The organism is Paradesulfitobacterium aromaticivorans (assembly GCF_054657415.1).
In genome coordinates this window covers 1298230-1314941 of the sequence record NZ_BAAHYT010000010.1, presented here as the reverse complement: position 1 = coordinate 1314941, position 16712 = coordinate 1298230, and the positions used below count along the sequence as shown (strand labels likewise).

Here is a 16712-nt window from a genome sequence, read left to right as displayed (position 1 = left end):
TCAGTTCTCCCATGCTGACTCCTGGCTCCTGATCCATTCGGCCATGAGTTGAATTTTTCGCAGTGGCCTCATGGCGTGAATGTCCACCGGACATTCACGTTCCTGACTCCTAAATAGTTACCCTTTATCAGTCTCTGTCTTGCAAGGCCGCGACTCCAGGCAACACTTTTCCTTCCAAAAATTCAAGTGAGGCTCCACCCCCTGTGGATATGTGGGCGATCTTAGGGGCAACCCCCATTTTCTCCACCGCCGCGACTGAATCTCCCCCGCCGACAATCGTCATGCCGGAACAGGCTGCCACCGCTTGAGCCACTTTCTCCGTTCCTTTAGCAAAAACATCTATTTCAAATACTCCCATCGGCCCATTCCAAACAACTGTCTTGGCAGCGGCAATTTCCCGGGCGAACTCCTCCGCTGTGTGGGGACCAATATCAAGAGCCATCTCCTCCGCTGCAATATCCCGGACACTTACTGTACGAACAGGTGCTTCGGCTTTCATCTCCGTGGCTACGACCACATCGAGTGGCAATTTGAGCTTGACACCCTGCTTCTCCGCCTGGGCCAAAAGCTCGCCGGCCAGCTCAACTTTATCTGCTTCCACCAAAGACTTGCCAACTTCAAACCCTTGCGCCTTGAGAAAGGTGTTCGCCATCCCGCCCCCGATGATCAGGGCATTAACTTTTTTAAGTAAATTCTCAATAACGCCGATTTTATCACTAACCTTGGCCCCACCGATAATCGCCACGAACGGACGATCCGGGGACTCCAAGGCCTTGCCCATAACCTCAAGCTCTTTTTGCATAAGGAACCCGGCCACACCCGGAATATAGTGGGTAACCCCTTCAGTCGAGGCATGTGCGCGGTGAGCAGTGCCAAACGCGTCATTAACGAAGACATCTGCTAAAGCGGCGAGCTGGCGGGCGAATTCCGGATCGTTCTTCTCTTCCTCGCCATGGAAACGGACATTTTCCAACAGGAGCACCTGTCCAACTGAAAGCTTTGCCACTTCTTTAGCAGCTTCTTCCCCCACGCAGTCAGGCGCTAATGGCACTTCAGCTTTTAATAATTCACTTAAGTGTTTAGCCACCGGTGCCAAGGAATACTTACTGTTCACCTGCCCCTTAGGACGGCCCAAATGTGAAGCCAGGATTACCTTAGCTCCCGCCTGTCTTAGGTATTCGATCGTAGGCACAGCAGCCCTGATCCGGGTGTCATCCGTGATTTGCCCTTGTGCATCGAGTGGGACATTGAAATCAACCCGCACCAGCACGCGTTTCCCACGCACTTCAACTTCTTTGAGGCCAACTTTGTTCATGCCGACTCCCCTTTCCTATCAATTTTAGTATACCGTTCTGCTTGCTTCCTATTCCAAATGATAAGAGATCGACTGGTGATACTTGACAGCAAACATCCAAGCGCCTCTAATTTTTACCTATTCTCGTCCAAACCCGAAATTCCTGCCCGCAATGTTCAAATAAACATTTTTTTGTTAGAAATCTGTTATCCATTGAACATGGTACAGTTCCCTAACTTCTACCTTCCCTATGCGCACGACGGTAAACGATTATCCCCAAGGCAGCGGCCAAGGCCAACAGAGTCCCTGCCAGGGCCATGCGTTCAGGGCTAACCTGGTGTTTCACCTCATACCCGCTTTTTACGATCTCGACTTCGCGGGCATGGATATCCGTATCCCCGCCGTGTTCCGGACAGCTTAAGTGAAATTCCCCTTTAACCTGGACCCAGTCCCCGACTGTATCATAATCTCCGAGTGAGGAGATTTTCCTCAGGAGATCCTTTTCACCCCAGACCCCAACCGCTGCTCCTTGGTCCAGGATATTAACCCAGGCATAGCTGCCTCGCTCCATCCTATCCCCGATGGCTTCCCCGGATACAATCACTTCTTGGCGGTCCCAGACCCCTTTGTCATTCACAAGTTCCGTCAAGGATGCTGAACCGGCATCAGCGATGTTGGCAAAGAGCAAGATGGGCGCAATAACCGCAGCGCCCCCGCAAAACAGGCCGAGGGCAACGGTAGAAATCAATCGCTTTTTCATGGAAAACCTCCACTTTTGCCAAACTCTCAATCGTAATTCCAAATGAATGGCTAAAACACTCTGCGTGCTTTACGCGTGACTCCGGCAATAATAATCGCGATCAGGGCAAAGACCGAGAGAAATTCGAGCCTTGCGAGGTACATGATCAAAATATAAGTGATTTTCATCCCGGCAGGCATGGCCGCGGAGGTAATCCCGGCCGATAGACCGACGTTTCCCACGGCCGAAGCCGATTCAAAAGCGGCAGCCGTCAGAGGGTAGCCGTACATGGCCCCAACTCCGGAACCCACGGCAAAGGTGAGAATGTACAGAATAATGATCGTCAGGGCACTGCGCACATGCTGGTCGTTTAGGACCATGTCAGAATAAAAATGAAACTTGGTCACCACCACTGCCGATTCCGGATAAAACAAGCGCTTAACATCCTGGATCACGCCTTTGCCCACGATCCCGACCCTGAGCATTTTTAAGCCGCCGGCCGTAGAACCGGTCATCCCGCCAAAAAGCATGGCCAGAATCAGAGCGAAAACAGGCAGCGCACCCCAGCGGAAAGCAAAGTCAGCGCTGTAGACCGTGGCATAACCGGTTCCTGTATGAGCTGAGATCAGCTGGAAAAACCCCTTGCGGAATAAGGCAAATGTTGTGGAATACACGCCGAGGCGGTTTAGGCCCAAGTAAAGGAGCATAAGCAAGGTCATGATCGAAATGATATAGGCTTTGGTTTCGATATTCTGCCAAAGTTCCCGCCGTTTCTTAGTAAGGACGGCATAATGCAGGGCAAAATTTATCGATCCCAAAAGCATAAAAGCGAGTGAGAGCAGCTCAAAAACTGTACTGTGGTAATAAAGAATGCTTTGGGATTGCGGAGTATAGCCCGCCCCGCTCCAGCCGGCAAGAAAAATCCACAGGCCATGAAGCAGAGCCCGGTCCGGACGCATGCCCTCAAGGAATGCCACTGTGCCCAAACTTACCGTGCCGATTGCCAGAAACATTAAGCCGATATACCAGATCGCGCGTGCTGTATGTATAACATTGGGGAGGATCTTATCGCTTTTGGCTTCCCCGACATAGAGCTTAAATGAGCCCGGAGCGTTCTTGAGGAAGAAGGTGAGGACGAGCACGACCACTCCCTGCCCGCCTAGGAAGCAGATAAGCTGACGCCACATGTTGACTCCATAAGGCAAATGATCCAAATCGGTGACTACGGAAAGCCCGGTGGTGGTGTATCCGCTCATGGCATCAAAAATGGTGTCAAGGTAGCTCAGGTAAAACCCGCTCAGCCAAAAAGGAAGCGCCGACACCAAGACCATGAAAATCCAGCTGAGTGAGGCGATGGTCATCCCTTCCAGCCAGGACAACTGCCCTTTGGGCTTGGGTATCAATTGCAAGGCCAAGCCAAAGCTTAGCCCCACAGACATGGACAGGACAAAGTCCACCGCAATGTTCCACTCCCGGTAAGCAAGAGAAACCAAGAGCGGAAATACCATCATCACACTGACCCAGGTAATAATTCGACCCACGTAATAAAATATTCCCTGCAACTGGTGCCAGGAAACCTTGCGTAAGACGCTCAATGTTTTACCACCCCGCTCAGCAAAAACGCCAACACAAAAAAGAACCCGATACCGGCAGCATACCAGGCGAGTCCCAGTGCCACATCCTTGCCTTCAAACAGTTTGTCTGACCGCCCCATTTATCGTTTCCCTCCCAGGATAGCATCCCTTAATGCTCGCTGCACCGGGGATGCAGCCACTGCCATGACCGCGTCTCCCGTCTCCAAAACGGTATTGCCGCGCGGAAAAATTACATGTCCGTGGCGCACGATTCCGATCAAAAGTGAGTCCTTGGGCAGAGCTATTTGGGCCACTTTCTTCCCTACCACCGGAGCATCATGGGTTATTTCCATTTCCACCAAAGTCATATGCCCTTGTTCGAAAACCGCCAATGTTTTGAGACGGTCGAGCGTGACCTCTTTCTCAATCATATTCGTTAAAATATTGGTTGCCGAAACGGAAATGTCTACGCCCAAAGCCAGAAAAATCGGCTCATTCTTAGGATTGTTAATGCGGGCAATGGTTTTGGCAATTCCAAAATTGCGCTTTGCCAGTTGACAGACGATCAGGTTTTCCTCATCCTTGCCGGTAACACTCACTAAGACATCCGCTTCCCCGCAGCCGGCCTCTGTCAGATTCTCTAACTCTGAACCGTCCCCGTGGATTACCAAAACCGGCATTTCCTCAGCCAGCCTTTCGCACAGTTCCCGCCGCTTTTCGATAATAGAAATATTATGCCCATTGTGATATAAGGCTTTAACTAGATTGTATCCTACTTTTCCGGCGCCGATAACGACGATTCGCATTAACTCATCTCCTTGTGCGGTCCCGCAAATGCAAATGCGGCCGATGTGGCAGATGCGGCAATTCCGACTTCTGAAACCAGCGGCGTTTGAATTCCTGCCGGTAAGCATGGGCAATCATGGCCATCAATACATCCCCTTCGGCCATGACTAATTCCACACCGGCCACATATTGGCTGCCGCCCCGGGAAATAGTCATGATACGCACATGTCCGGAAATGTCAATATCCTCCACTTTTTTACCGGCCATGGTCTTGGGAACCGGAAATTCAACCAGATCAGCATTGTTTAAGGTGAGACGGCAGCAAAGGGCATCAGATTCAATATAATTGCGCACAATGTCCGCGCCAATGTTAGTGGGACAAATGCTTTCCAGCCCCAGTTGGTGGTAAGCATACTCCCGCTTGGGATCATAGATGCGGGCGATAACTTTAGGAACTTTGTAGATCTCTTTCGCGACCTGAGCAGCCATAATGTTCGTATTATCATCGCTGCTGAGGGCTGCAAAGACATCCGCCTTGTCCACCCCTGCCTTTTTCTGCACATCAAGATCAATCCCGGTCCCTACCACTGTAACCCCGTTGAAACCGCTCCCCAGCTTTGCAAAAGCGCCGGGATTCTGGTCGATTACTACCACATCGTGATCTTTGACTGAAAGCTGTTCAGCCAATTCCGCCCCCAGCCTGCCGGAACCCATGATGACAACGTACACGCCTTTAAGCCTCCATCCTCGTGCAACTCACCAACCCACTATACCTAAGTCCCTCACAATTGTCTAACCTCTCATTTAGTTTGTTACGTTTAATTTTTCTCATTCATGGTTATTTTCGCAGGAAGATATTGCACTCTCATGCAAAGGCTCTGTGGCTCTGGCTCTGGCTTTAGCTTTCATGTACGTAACGGCTAGGCAATCCCCATGACCACTTGAGCGATGTTTACCACATGCTCATCAACCCCATAAAAAAGGTTAATAAGGTCTACTTTGGCATAGCGCAGTTTTTCTTCATCCCGGATGTCGTCTCCGCCTAAGTCACCGCGCGGGCTTTCAGCCAAGGCATTAAACTGGAGGGAACGCTGAACGCGCAGGATTTCCGGATGTTCCCGGATTACCTCTGCTGCCACCCCAGCATCCCAGCTCTCAAGGGCTTCTAAGACCCTGGCAAAATTGGCCGCAGTTTTAACGTATATTTCTTTTAGCCCCTCCCACTCAGCCTGTGGCAAAGTTAAATCTTGGCGGTGGACTTTAAGGATGATCGTCACCATGGAATTAATATCATCCCCTATGTATTCGAGTTCTTTGAGAATAAACTGGGCATTAATATTTTCTTCTGTCTGTTCATCAGTGAGCCCACGCTTGGACAGCCCGACCAAAAAACGGGAGATGTGGTGGTGATACCAATCGACATCTTTCTCAACCCGGGCGATTTCAAGCGCAAGGGTGTCCCTTTCTGCCAGCAGCGCTTCGGGCAAAGGCCTCATCATGCTCTCATAAATAAACCTGCCCAAGCCCTTGATTTCCTGAAAGGCCTGAGTTAGAGCAATGGCCGGAACCTCAATCGAGGATGCATCAAGATAGCGGAAGCTGCGGTTCCCTCCCACCTGGCGATCAGGCAGGAGACGTGTGAGCGTTTTGGCGATCAGGGAATTGAACGGGAAAAAGATTATAACCATAAAAAGGGCAAACACCAAATGAGCATTGGCAACCTGGCGCTGCAAATCGGCGGTAGTCCACTGTACAAGCCACACAAATTGTCCTAAAAAAGGGAGGACCAAAATTGTTCCCACAACTTTATATCCGGTATTAGCAATGGCCGCCCGTTTGGCGTCAGTCTTTTGCGCTGTTAAGCTTGATAGCAGAGCCATAACGGTCCCGCCTATGTGCACTCCCAACACCAGTGGTACCACTGCCCCCAACGGCAGCAGGCGCTGCCCCGCTAGGGACATCATGATCGCAAAGACTGCCGTGCTGCTCTGGATCACCGTGGTCAGGAGCAGGCCTACAATTATGGCTAATACCGGTTGAGCTGCCAATTGCGCCAGAAAAGTGTAGACCTCTGGAATATTTTTAAGCGGGGCGGAAGCTCCTGACATATGGGACATCCCCACGAAAACCATGCCAAATCCAATTAAAGCCTGACCCAGGTGCTTCCACTGCTTAACCCTCACCCATAAAAGAATAAATCCGATAAAAATCAGTCCCAGGGCGATCGGCAGCATCTTAAAAGCGAGAAGCTGAATGGCGATAGAAGTTCCGACGGCAGATCCCAGAACGATCCCTAAGGCCTGCCCTAATGTCATCAAGCCGGCATTGACAAACTCAACGACTAGTACCGTCGTGGCCGCACTGCTTTGGAACGCCACCGTCATCACAATCCCGAAGAGTACAGCCAAAAATGTTCTCTTGGTCAGAGAGAGGAGAATCCGCCGCAGGCGGTTGGCCGCAAATTTCTGCAAACCGTCTGAAGTTGTTTGCACGCCAAACATAAAAAGTCCTAAACCTCCCAAGAATGTTAGGACCGTAGCTAAAGTAGAAATATGTTTTCACCTCAATTTTGGGGATCGCGGGGTTTAAGGCGGCGCTGGCCGGTTTTGGCATACATATGCATTTCCGCGACGTTGACCACATGGTCCCCCATTCTCTCAAGTGTTCTGGCCATAATAAGGATCAAGCCTGAATTAGCGTCAGTTCCTGATTTTTTATTAAACAATTCTTCCTGAAGCTTAGCATACCCCTGGTCCAATAAATCATCCTGTTCGTCCACATCCCGGTCAAACTCCCGGTCAGCGTGCATAACCTCAACTGTTTCCTCAAACATATGCACGAGGTGCTCAGTCATCGCACGAATACGATCAGGCCAGCTCTGCCCGCTGTTTAAGGCATGAAGCTCCGCTAGGTCACAGGCATAATCGGCAATTCGCTCCAATTCCTGCGCAATGCGCTGAAACCCGAGGATCCAGTGTAAGTCCTGAGGCCTAAGCTGTTGCAAGCTCATCATTTCAAAGCTGCGGTTGAGGATGCGGTCGCGCAAGCGGTCAATGACATTGTCACTGGCCCTCCAGTCTAACTGGGCCGCATCGTTTAAGATGACGTCAGCAGCCTTGCCCAAGTGCGCGCTCACCAAGTTCCCCAGCTCCACCGTAAGAGCGCGTAGCTCCATTAAAGCCTTGTCATACCCTGTTAAACGAACCATGTTCATATCCTTCACCTCATCCCGGATAAAGAAAACAAAGCCACAAACTCCCCTGTTTTCATGGTTCAAACAGCATGGTTTGCGGCCTTTCTATCAGAATTATTATATAGTCAGCATATTGCATTTGCAACTCGGTTTGGGGAACTTATCAGATTCTTCTACCAATACTTGATCCGAAAATTAGCATTTACTATTTAGGTATTCAGAATACTTCCAGATAAACCGTTCTCTTATGCTGACTTCTGTCACAGCTAATATCTCTTTCTCACCGAAGTTGACGGTATCCCCAGCTCATCGCGGTATTTGGCCACGGTGCGGCGGGAGATCTCCATCCCCTTAGCTTTGAGGAGTTCGGAAAGTTTCTGATCGGAATACGGGTTTTTGGAGTCTTCGGAATTAATCAGTTCACGCAAGACTTCTTTTATTCCATTGGTAGTAATGCCCTGCTCCTGGCCGATGCTATTGGCAAAGAAAAACTTAAATTCAAAAACTCCACGCGGGGTCTGGACATATTTGTTGGCCGTAGCACGGCTGACTGTAGACTCATGCACTCCCACTTCCTCCGCAATGTCGCGCAGGGTAAGCGGCTTTAAGTGGCGGATGCCAAAATGCAGAAAATTTTTCTGCCGGTTGACGATCGCATTGGCTACTTTGTACAGGGTCAGGCGCCGCTGCTCGATACTGCGGATAAGCCAAGCAGCAGAGTTAAGTTTTTGTTCCACGAACTTGCGTGTTTCCGTGTCTTCCTGCTGGGTCAATGCTTGGCGGTACGCTTGGTTTATCCCCAGGCGCGGAACAGAAGTATCATTAACAAGAATAATATACTCCCCCGAAATTTCTTCGATAATAACATCTGGAATGATGTAGCGCACCTCACCCGGCCCGGAAAAGCGGCGCCCAGGTTTAGGGTCCAGTTTGCGTACAAGATCAGCGAGTTCCTGTACGCGTGTAAGGGAAATTTTCATGCTCTGGGCAATCTTCTGCATGCGCCCGGCCGCTAAACTCTCGAGATGCGTGAGAAACTCCGGCATTTCCGGCGGGCAGTCAGGCAGATAGGGGAGTTGCAACTGCAGGCACTCCTCAAGGGTGCGCGCTCCAACTCCCGGCGGATCCAAACTCTGGACCACTGCCAAAGCCCGCTCAACCTCCTCCATCGAAGCATGCTGTTCGCGGACTATGTCCTCAAGTGTTAAGGTAAGATACCCTCTGTCATCGAGATTGCCAACAAGGTATTCTGTCAAAGCCAGGGAACCCGCCAACTGCGGCTGGACATGAAGCTGCTCCAACAGATGCTCCTGGAGGGTGGGAGCTGCCGCAATAAAAGGATCCATTCTGGGGTTTTCAGGATATTCCGAGCGCTCCTGGCGCAGTGGTTTCTCATCCCGGCCCTGGAAGTATTCCTGCCAATCTATTTCCCATTTATCCTCAGCTTGTCCCTCTTCCGCAGGCGCCGGAGCCTCCACAGCCTCCACAGCCTCTTTCTGATCTGAACTGTCTTCCTGCACTTCCAGCAGCGGGTTTTCCAGAAGCTGCTCATCGACATAAGTTGAAAGTTCAAGCGCTGAAAGTTGCAAAATAGCAATAGCTTGGCGCAGTTCAGGAGTCATAATCAGTTTTTGAGTTTGTTCGAGATTTAGGCCATACCCTAAGCGCACAATCGTTCCTCCCCAAAATCCTCACTCACACACATATTATCCTGCCCGATTTTTCTCCTCTAACCCCTGTTTTGGCCGAAACTACGATTTCTAATGCGTTCAGCCAATTCATCTATTTTCCTCATTCTATGGTTAACCCCGGATTTTCCGACTTTCGGATTAAGCATTTCCCCCAGTTCTTTGAGACTGGCATCCGGAGCTTGCAGGCGCAATTCCGCCAGTTCGCGCAAACCCGCAGGCAAAGCTCCCAAACCGATCGTACCGGCAACAAGCTTGATATTATCCACCTGACGCACGGCAGCGTCCACTGTTTTATTAAGATTCGCCGTTTCGCAGTTGACGATGCGGTTTACCTGGTTGCGCACATCTTTGAACACGCGCACGTTTTCAAATTCCAGGAGCGCATGGTGGGCTCCGATCAGTCCCAGAAACTCGACAATATGCTCACTTTCTTTCAAATAAACAACATGCCAGTTCTTCCGCACGCTTAGTTTAGCGCCGAGTTTGAACTTGTTAAGAAGCTCGCACACAGCCTCCGCATGCTGAAGATCATTGCTGATTATCTCCAGATGATACGTTCCTTCCGGGTTGTTAATCGAACCCCCGGCCAGAAAAGCTCCGCGCAGGTAAGCCTTCCGGTCACATTTATGCTTGATAAGCTCCCTGGGAATGCCCGGCACAATCTGGGAATCCTCATCCATAAGCCCTAAGCGCCGTAGGTCCTCGACCCCGCGTGGGTAAATCTTTACCATATAGGAGTTATTTTTACGCAAGCGAAGTTTACGGCGCACCACAATGTCGACCTGACGGTCGAGCGCAGTTTTGGCCAAACGGAAAATTTTGCGGGCCACCGGCGCGCTCTCAGTGACAACATTTAAAGCATACTGCTGATTAGCACTGATTTGCAAGGTGCCGTCCATTCTTACAAGTGCTGCCAATTCTGCCATCTGGCAGCACTCCTTGCCCTCAGGCAAGCGGGCCAGTTCTTCTTTGGTCACTGCACTAAAAGACATGCCTGACTCCCCTTTAGGATTCTTGTCTAAGTTTATGACTAAGCAAGTAGGCATCTACCAAAGCAATTCTCTCACCCATCGGCTTCATACGGAAAAGCAGGCGCAAAATCTCCCGGGCCAGGCGCTCAGAGTCGTGGCGCACCACATCCCCTTCCTGCACCAGGTCAGCCTCATAGTATTTAGCACCGAGGCTTTCAACCGCTTTGCTATCCCCGTGCACAGGCCTGGCACCTTCGCGGGCGTAATTAGCCAAAAGCGTGGCCGCAACTTCCTGCCTGTTAGCCAGGACTGCATCCACAAAGCTAGGGCCGCAGTGTTCGAGGATCGCCTTCAGATGGTCGGCAACCGTATACCCGTCCGTCTCTCCGGGCTCGGTCATGACATTGCAGATATAGACACAGGGAGCATTGACCTGTCTGATCTTCTCCCTTAACCCTTTGACCAAAAGATTGGGCAGGACGCTGGTGTAGAGGCTGCCTGGCCCCAAGACGATCAGATCCGCTTCTTCAAGGGCTTGAATCGCTTCCGCAAGCGGGCTGCAATCACCCGGCTCCAGAAAAACACGTTTAATGCTGCCCATGGCCTCCCGGATGGCACTTTCCCCGCGTACCATGCGACCATCTTTCAGTTCAGCCACCAGCACCACCTGTTCCAGCGTAGAGGGGTAGACATTTCCTCTTAACGCAAAGACCTTGCTTACCTGCTCGATCCCTTTTTGGAAATCCCCGAACCTGTCGGCAAGCCCTGCCAGCAACAGATTGCCCAGACTGTGCCCATTAAGAGTTCCGGTCTCAAATCGATAGGAAAAAAGGTCTTCCATGATGTTTTCCGTATCTGCCAGGGCCACGAGGCAGTTGCGCACATCTCCGGGGGGCAAAATGCCCATCTCATGCCTAAGCTTGCCGGAACTGCCGCCGTCATCTGCCACCGTAACAATGGCCGTAAGATTGCGTGTATATTCCTTAAGCCCCCTGAGCAGGGCTGACAAACCGGTACCGCCGCCGATCACAACGATTTTGGGTCCCCGCCTTAAGTGCTGGCGGGAATACATCACGTCAACAATTCGCCCTTCTTCATCAGGCAGTAGTACGGAAATAATTGAATTAAGCAGGCGCTTAAATCCCACCACAATGGCCAGAAAGCCTATCCCGCTGATGACCAGCCCGGTTGGAACTGCGGTTGCAGGCGCGCTTCCTGTCAAGCGGTAGATTACTTCCCGGAACTGAAGTTCCAAGTACCCAAGGGCGATGCCGTCATTCATGACGGAAAATCCGGTGGCAAACAGGAAGATTCCCAAAACCGCCAGCAGGAACCATCTTTTTACTTTGAGATTGGGATAGAGCCACTTAATATAGTTATGAACGCGTACCGCTTTCTTTTTCATTTTTCTGCCACGCCTTTGCGGTTGCGGGCAGAGTCCCTGTGTTTGACATTGATCACATATTCGCGTGCGCGCAGGAATTCCGCAAGTTTTTCCGCTAAAGCCACGGAACGGTGTTGCCCTCCGGTACAGCCGATCCCGATCACAAGATGGCTTTTCCCTTCACTGCTGTAATGAGGAAGGATGAACTCCAAAAGCCCGAAGAACTTCTCCTTAAAATCCTGCGCCACCGGGTTCTCTAAGACATAGTTCTGCACCAAGGAGTGTTCCCCTGTCAAAGGCCTTAATTCCTGAACATAATAAGGGTTGGGCAGAAAGCGGACATCCATCACGACATCGGCATCAAGCGGCACTCCGTACTTAAAGCCAAAGGATATGACAGAAATGGACATCTGGCGCAAAGACTCTGCCTGGCTAAACAGTTCAGCTACCTGCTGCCTCAACTGCTGGGCAGTAAGCTCGGAGGTGTCAATGATTTTATGAGCCTGCCCCCGCAGTTCTTCAAGCTGTTCCCGCTCTTCCTGAATCCCTTCTAAAATCCGGCCCTGGGGGGACAAGGGATGACGCCGCCGCGATTCCTTATACCGGCGGACTAACGTCTCGTCCGAAGCCTCCAGAAACAAAATTTCGCAAGCAAAACCTTCTTTTTCGAGATTCTCCAGGGCTTCTGTAAGGGTGGAGAAAAAAGCCCCGCCCCTGAGGTCGCAGACAATCGCGGCCTTGGAGATTTTCCCCTGAGATTGGGCGCACAACTCCGCAAACTTAACGATGAAGGACGGAGGCAGGTTATCCACGCAAAAAAAACCTTGATCCTCCAGGCTCTGCATCGCCTGCGTGCGGCCTGCCCCGGACAGGCCGGTGATGACGACTAAGTGCAGGTCTTTTTTGTCCATAGCTCTCCCTCCTTACTTTGCGAATAGTTCCTCGGCCTTGGCTTGGGCCGCGGCCAGCGCTCCTGCCGCATCGGCACCGGCCAGGGCGCTGGCCCAGGCTTCGTCCTGAAGTGGGAACAACTTCCATTCCGGAGCGCTTCCTTCCACCGCCCAGGCTCCGGCTAAAGACTGGCTTACCTGAGCTAAGAGGTCTTTATTCCCGTTGAGGAAGCCCCCCTGGTAATAGGACGAGGCCGCTGGCATTCCGTATCCTGCCTGAACAAAGGCATCCTCGACCTCAGGGCTTAAGAGGGCTTTTTCCACAGCTTGGATGGAAGGAACCATATCTTCGCTCGTCTTAATCCCTGAATTAGCAACTACCCATGTGGGCCCCGGCAGGGGCTTTCCTCCGGTCAGCGCGCTCAGGGAGGCACTGCCCCAGGGAACATTGAGTTTAGTTAAAATCTGGGCTTGACTCGCCCAGGCTATGGTGTAAGGCGCACTGCCCCCTGCGAATAAACTTAAGGCATTGGGGTTCACTTCAAGCTGTTTGGCATTACGCCAGGCAAGAATTTGTTCCAGGAAAGTCTGGTTGGCCGGGTCGGTCACAACGGGCTTGCCATTAGCCCACAGTCGTCCGCCCTGTCCGTTCCACCAGGCCGCCAAAGTGGAAGTATCGAGACTCGAAAGAACCGTCATGTTTTTATTCGCAAAGATATCTGCCATACTGGCCGGCGGCACTTTAACCATGTCCGTCCGGTAATACAAGAGAGGGACATCTGTCAACCACGGTTGGGCGAAAAGCTTGCCCCCGAAGCGAAACTGGGCGACAGCGGGCGCATACGCGTCAGAGTTAAACTCAACTACCGGAGCCAGCGCTCCTTCAGCATAAAGTTGGCGTAATACTTCCCTGCGGGTAAGGAAAATATCCGGTCCTTCCCCTCCCGCCTGAGCCAGATATGTCAGGGACGCGAACTTATCCTCGGGAACCGCCTTGGTCCTGATGATAACTTCCGGATGTGCAGCCATTATTTTCTGAACCTGGGTATCCAGGATTTGGGTTTGGGCTCCCTGAAATGAATGCCACACAGAAATTACTGCGGGTGCCTTGCCGCCTGGCTCACCCTGTTTTGGAGCGGCCAAACAACCTGGTAGGAACAAGAGGGCAGCTAGTATAAGTACGGTGAGTTTTCCAAATAAATTTCCGCTGCGGGGATAACGCTTGTTCATGAACTGTTGACCGCTCCTCTGCAAAATCGATGTTCGAGTGGATTCATTCTCATCCTCGGCTGCGGCATGTGGGTCTGGTTAGTTTTCTCCTGCTCCGGGGTAACGATAGGCTTTAGGCCGCCCTTGGTAGAAAAAGAGGTACCACACACCTTGAGCATTCCCCATGATATCCCGGCTAAAGTAGGCTATAGCCGTGCTCCTGCTCCAGCGGCGCTTGTCCATCGTCTTAAATTCCGGGATGAGCTCTGCCCAACGAGGATCAAAACGGATAGAATCACTCTCAGGCACTGTTGGCTTAAGGAACTCAGGCAGCACATGGGGGCGTTCCCACAGGTAATAGTCAAAGCGCAAGGCATCGCGGACTCTTTCCCGGGCTGCCTCAATTCGCAGTTCCGGAGTTTCGTCCCTGAGAACAAGCGCAAATTCCCAAGCTTTCGCAAAAAGATCCTTCCCCTTCCAGGAAAGTTCGAACCATTTCTGCTCCCGCCAATAGCTGGCGAAACGATTGTAAAAATCGAAGGGAGTCGGGAAAAACCGCACTAATTCTTGGAGGGTGTAAAAGAACCTCCCGGAATTATAATATTTATCCACAAGGTCTTCCATGCGCCTTAACTGCAGGATCTCCGCATGGCTTAACACTTTTGTCTGTAAAATAGTATACGGGGGGTCAGGGGCGTAGATCAAACCATAGCGTTTAGCCGCCGCGCGCAGGCCCGAACCTCTTAGAACCTTCAAAAATCCAAGTTGGAGCATATGAGGCTGAACCGCATAAACATCATTAAATGATGTGCGGAAACTGTGCCAATCTTCCGCAGGCAACCCAGCAATCAAGTCGAGATGAAGCGGGATGGTGCCGAATTCCCTGATCTCATCTACATAATGCCGCCATCTCTCAAGATGCTGGGGCCGTGAGATTGCTGCCAACGTGGGCTCATGGGTGGACTGAACTCCAATCTCAAACTGAAGCAGCCCCTCAGGATATGAGCGCAAGTATGCAAGCCATTCCTCATCCAGTAGTTCCCCGGCAATTTCACAATGCACGCGGATACCTCCATCTGGGTAAGACTTTGACTCCTCGCGTACAATGTCGAGAATCCGCATGGCATGTTCTTTATGCACATTAAATGTTCTGTCCACAAACTTTACCGTGCGCGCCCCATATCCTAAAATGCGCCTTAAGAGCAAGCGGAACCGTTCGGGGTCCAAATAGCGAACTCCTGCAATCGTCGAAGACAGACAATATTGGCAATTAAAAGGGCAGCCCCGCGTTGTCTCCACATAAACAAGCCGTCCCTGCAGGTCTTCCTCCTCAGCGTAAGGAAAGGGCAATTGATTCAGATCAAGAAGCCCTGGATGCTCCCGGTTAACAATAATCTTACCTTCCCGCCGCCAGGCCACGCCCAGAACTTTTTCAGGTTCCTGTCCCTTGTTCCAGGAACGCACTAACTCAAGGAACGCCCTCTCCCCTTCGCCGCGAACGACTGCATCAATTTCCGGGTGACAACTCAGAAACTCGGCAGGCTCAAAACTTACTTCCGGCCCACCCACGACCATACGGGTTTCTGGGCATACAAGGCGCAAAAGTCTGATTACGGCCAGAGTCTCGCTTAGATTCCAGATATAACACGAGAAGCCAATGACATCAGCCTTGGCTTCGTAAATCTCGCCCGCAATTCGAGCGGGAGAGTCGTTAATCGTAAACTCTTTAAGTATTACATCCGGAAATTCTGCTCTGATGCCAGCCCGCACATAACGAAGCGCCAGGTTGGTATGCACATATTTTGTATTAAGGGCAGCCAACAGAACACGCAAACATGAAACACTCCTTTTGTCTAGTATAGCGCGTTCTGCCTCAATATGCAATTATCATGCCACCTCTGGCGCGAAAACTTTAGGGTCTGAAGCCACCGGTAAAGAGGATCGGGGTCACTTCCGGACTAAGGACAGCAAAACGATATCCCTGATCCCTAAGGTAGTCGATGATCTGTGGCAAAGCCGCAACCGTGGTCTTCTTGGTGCCGGTGTCATGCATAAGGATAATCGCTCTTTCCTTGCCCGCTATCTGTTTCTTGACGTTTTCCACCAGTTGGCTTGCCGAGACTAAGGGAGCTGCCGCGTCTCCGGTGCTGACATTCCAGTCGTACACCAGATAATCGTCCGCATCAACAGCATTATAATAAGCAATATTGAAATGACCCTGAGTCCCGCCCGGAGCACGGATCATGCGCGGTCGTACTCCAATGGTTTTAAAAATAATATCTTCGTTTTGTTTGATTTCTTGAAGAAAACTTTCTGGACTTTGATAAACTGTGGCATAGTTGTGGGAATAGCTATGGTTGCCGATGCCATGCCCCTGTTCATATTCAGCTTTGAGCAATTCAGGATAACGCTCAACCTGGCGTCCAATCACAAAAAAAGTCGCGCTTACCCCTTTGTCCCGCAGGATTTCCAAAAGGCGCGGGGTAGTTTCAGGATAGGGCCCGTCATCAATGCTAAGGTAGACCGTTTTGGAACGTTCGCTGGCAAAGCGGCGCGCTTTCATGTTTAGCCCCGGAGCTTGCGGGGGATTCCCTTCTCCGTCATAAAACATCCTGAATGCTGTGGGGGAATCAGGCACGCCCTGTCCCGGAGCAGAAGACCCAGCAGAAGCCTGGGAGCCGGAAGCGCCGGTGGAACTCGGTTCTGTGGCAGGCGGCGGGTCTGACTGATCCTGAGCTCCCGTCTGTCCCGAATCCCCCGGCGACGCAGAGGGGTTTGTCGGGACAGCGGGATGCCCTGCATTATTGGCAGCATTTGCTGCCGGCACAGAAGGGGAACACCCGGCACTAAAGCATAGTGCTAGGACTATGACTATGACTACGATTGCAACTGCGGCAAATCTCTGCTGAAGCTTAGCTGTCATCATAACTGCCCCGTTTCTTCCTGTTGTTGCCCCGTTGTGGCTGCACCTAATAGAATTA

The 16712-nt window shown here is 51.4% G+C and carries 15 protein-coding genes; all 15 read right to left on the bottom strand.

Translation table 11 applies throughout. The features are described 5' to 3' along the window. Positions 1-127: 127 nt before the first annotated feature. Positions 128-1315, bottom strand: a complete 1188-nt coding sequence (locus ACYQ2N_RS12150; protein WP_459999503.1) for a phosphoglycerate kinase — start codon at positions 1313-1315, stop codon at positions 128-130. Between the two features lie 211 nt (positions 1316-1526). Next, a complete protein-coding gene (locus ACYQ2N_RS12145) occupies positions 1527-2054 on the bottom strand; it encodes a hypothetical protein (protein ID WP_459999502.1) in 528 nt (175 codons plus the stop codon). A gap of 50 nt (positions 2055-2104) precedes the next feature. After that, on the bottom strand, positions 2105-3628 hold the full coding sequence (locus tag ACYQ2N_RS12140; RefSeq protein WP_459999501.1) for a TrkH family potassium uptake protein: 1524 nt from the start codon (positions 3626-3628) through the stop codon (positions 2105-2107). After that, a complete protein-coding gene (locus ACYQ2N_RS12135) occupies positions 3625-3747 on the bottom strand; it encodes a hypothetical protein (RefSeq protein WP_459999500.1) in 123 nt (40 codons plus the stop codon). Before ACYQ2N_RS12135 ends, ACYQ2N_RS12140 begins: the two co-directional genes overlap by 4 nt. Next, positions 3748-4413: an NAD-binding protein gene (locus ACYQ2N_RS12130; protein ID WP_459999498.1), complete on the bottom strand. Its 666-nt coding sequence runs from the start codon at positions 4411-4413 to the stop codon at positions 3748-3750. 4 nt (positions 4414-4417) lie between these two features. Beyond that, positions 4418-5122, bottom strand: a complete 705-nt coding sequence (locus ACYQ2N_RS12125) for a potassium channel family protein (RefSeq protein ID WP_459999497.1) — start codon at positions 5120-5122, stop codon at positions 4418-4420. Positions 5123-5313: 191 nt separating this feature from the next. After that, positions 5314-6894 (bottom strand): Na/Pi cotransporter family protein, encoded by a 1581-nt coding sequence (locus ACYQ2N_RS12120; RefSeq protein ID WP_459999496.1) that lies wholly within the window; start codon positions 6892-6894, stop codon positions 5314-5316. A 62-nt stretch (positions 6895-6956) separates the two neighbouring features. After that, complete coding sequence (locus ACYQ2N_RS12115) at positions 6957-7607, bottom strand: phosphate signaling complex PhoU family protein (protein ID WP_459999495.1); 651 nt, start codon at positions 7605-7607, stop codon at positions 6957-6959. A gap of 245 nt (positions 7608-7852) precedes the next feature. After that, positions 7853-9256 (bottom strand): RNA polymerase factor sigma-54, encoded by a 1404-nt coding sequence (rpoN, locus tag ACYQ2N_RS12110; RefSeq protein WP_459999494.1) that lies wholly within the window; start codon positions 9254-9256, stop codon positions 7853-7855. A gap of 59 nt (positions 9257-9315) precedes the next feature. Continuing rightward, positions 9316-10269, bottom strand: coding sequence for a DNA-binding protein WhiA (gene whiA, locus ACYQ2N_RS12105; RefSeq protein WP_459999493.1), 954 nt, complete (start codon positions 10267-10269; stop codon positions 9316-9318). A gap of 13 nt (positions 10270-10282) precedes the next feature. Beyond that, positions 10283-11653: a gluconeogenesis factor YvcK family protein gene (locus tag ACYQ2N_RS12100; protein WP_459999491.1), complete on the bottom strand. Its 1371-nt coding sequence runs from the start codon at positions 11651-11653 to the stop codon at positions 10283-10285. Further along, positions 11650-12543, bottom strand: coding sequence for an RNase adapter RapZ (rapZ, locus tag ACYQ2N_RS12095; RefSeq protein WP_459999490.1), 894 nt, complete (start codon positions 12541-12543; stop codon positions 11650-11652). Before rapZ ends, ACYQ2N_RS12100 begins: the two co-directional genes overlap by 4 nt. A 12-nt stretch (positions 12544-12555) precedes the next feature. Beyond that, the gene (locus tag ACYQ2N_RS12090) at positions 12556-13752 is read right to left on the bottom strand and encodes an ABC transporter substrate-binding protein (RefSeq protein WP_459999489.1); all 1197 of its coding nucleotides are present in this window, start codon (positions 13750-13752) and stop codon (positions 12556-12558) included. A 78-nt stretch (positions 13753-13830) separates the two neighbouring features. Next, positions 13831-15564, bottom strand: coding sequence for a B12-binding domain-containing radical SAM protein (locus ACYQ2N_RS12085; protein ID WP_459999488.1), 1734 nt, complete (start codon positions 15562-15564; stop codon positions 13831-13833). Between the two features lie 79 nt (positions 15565-15643). Continuing rightward, positions 15644-16654, bottom strand: coding sequence for a polysaccharide deacetylase family protein (locus ACYQ2N_RS12080; protein WP_459999486.1), 1011 nt, complete (start codon positions 16652-16654; stop codon positions 15644-15646). Positions 16655-16712: the final 58 nt, after the last annotated feature.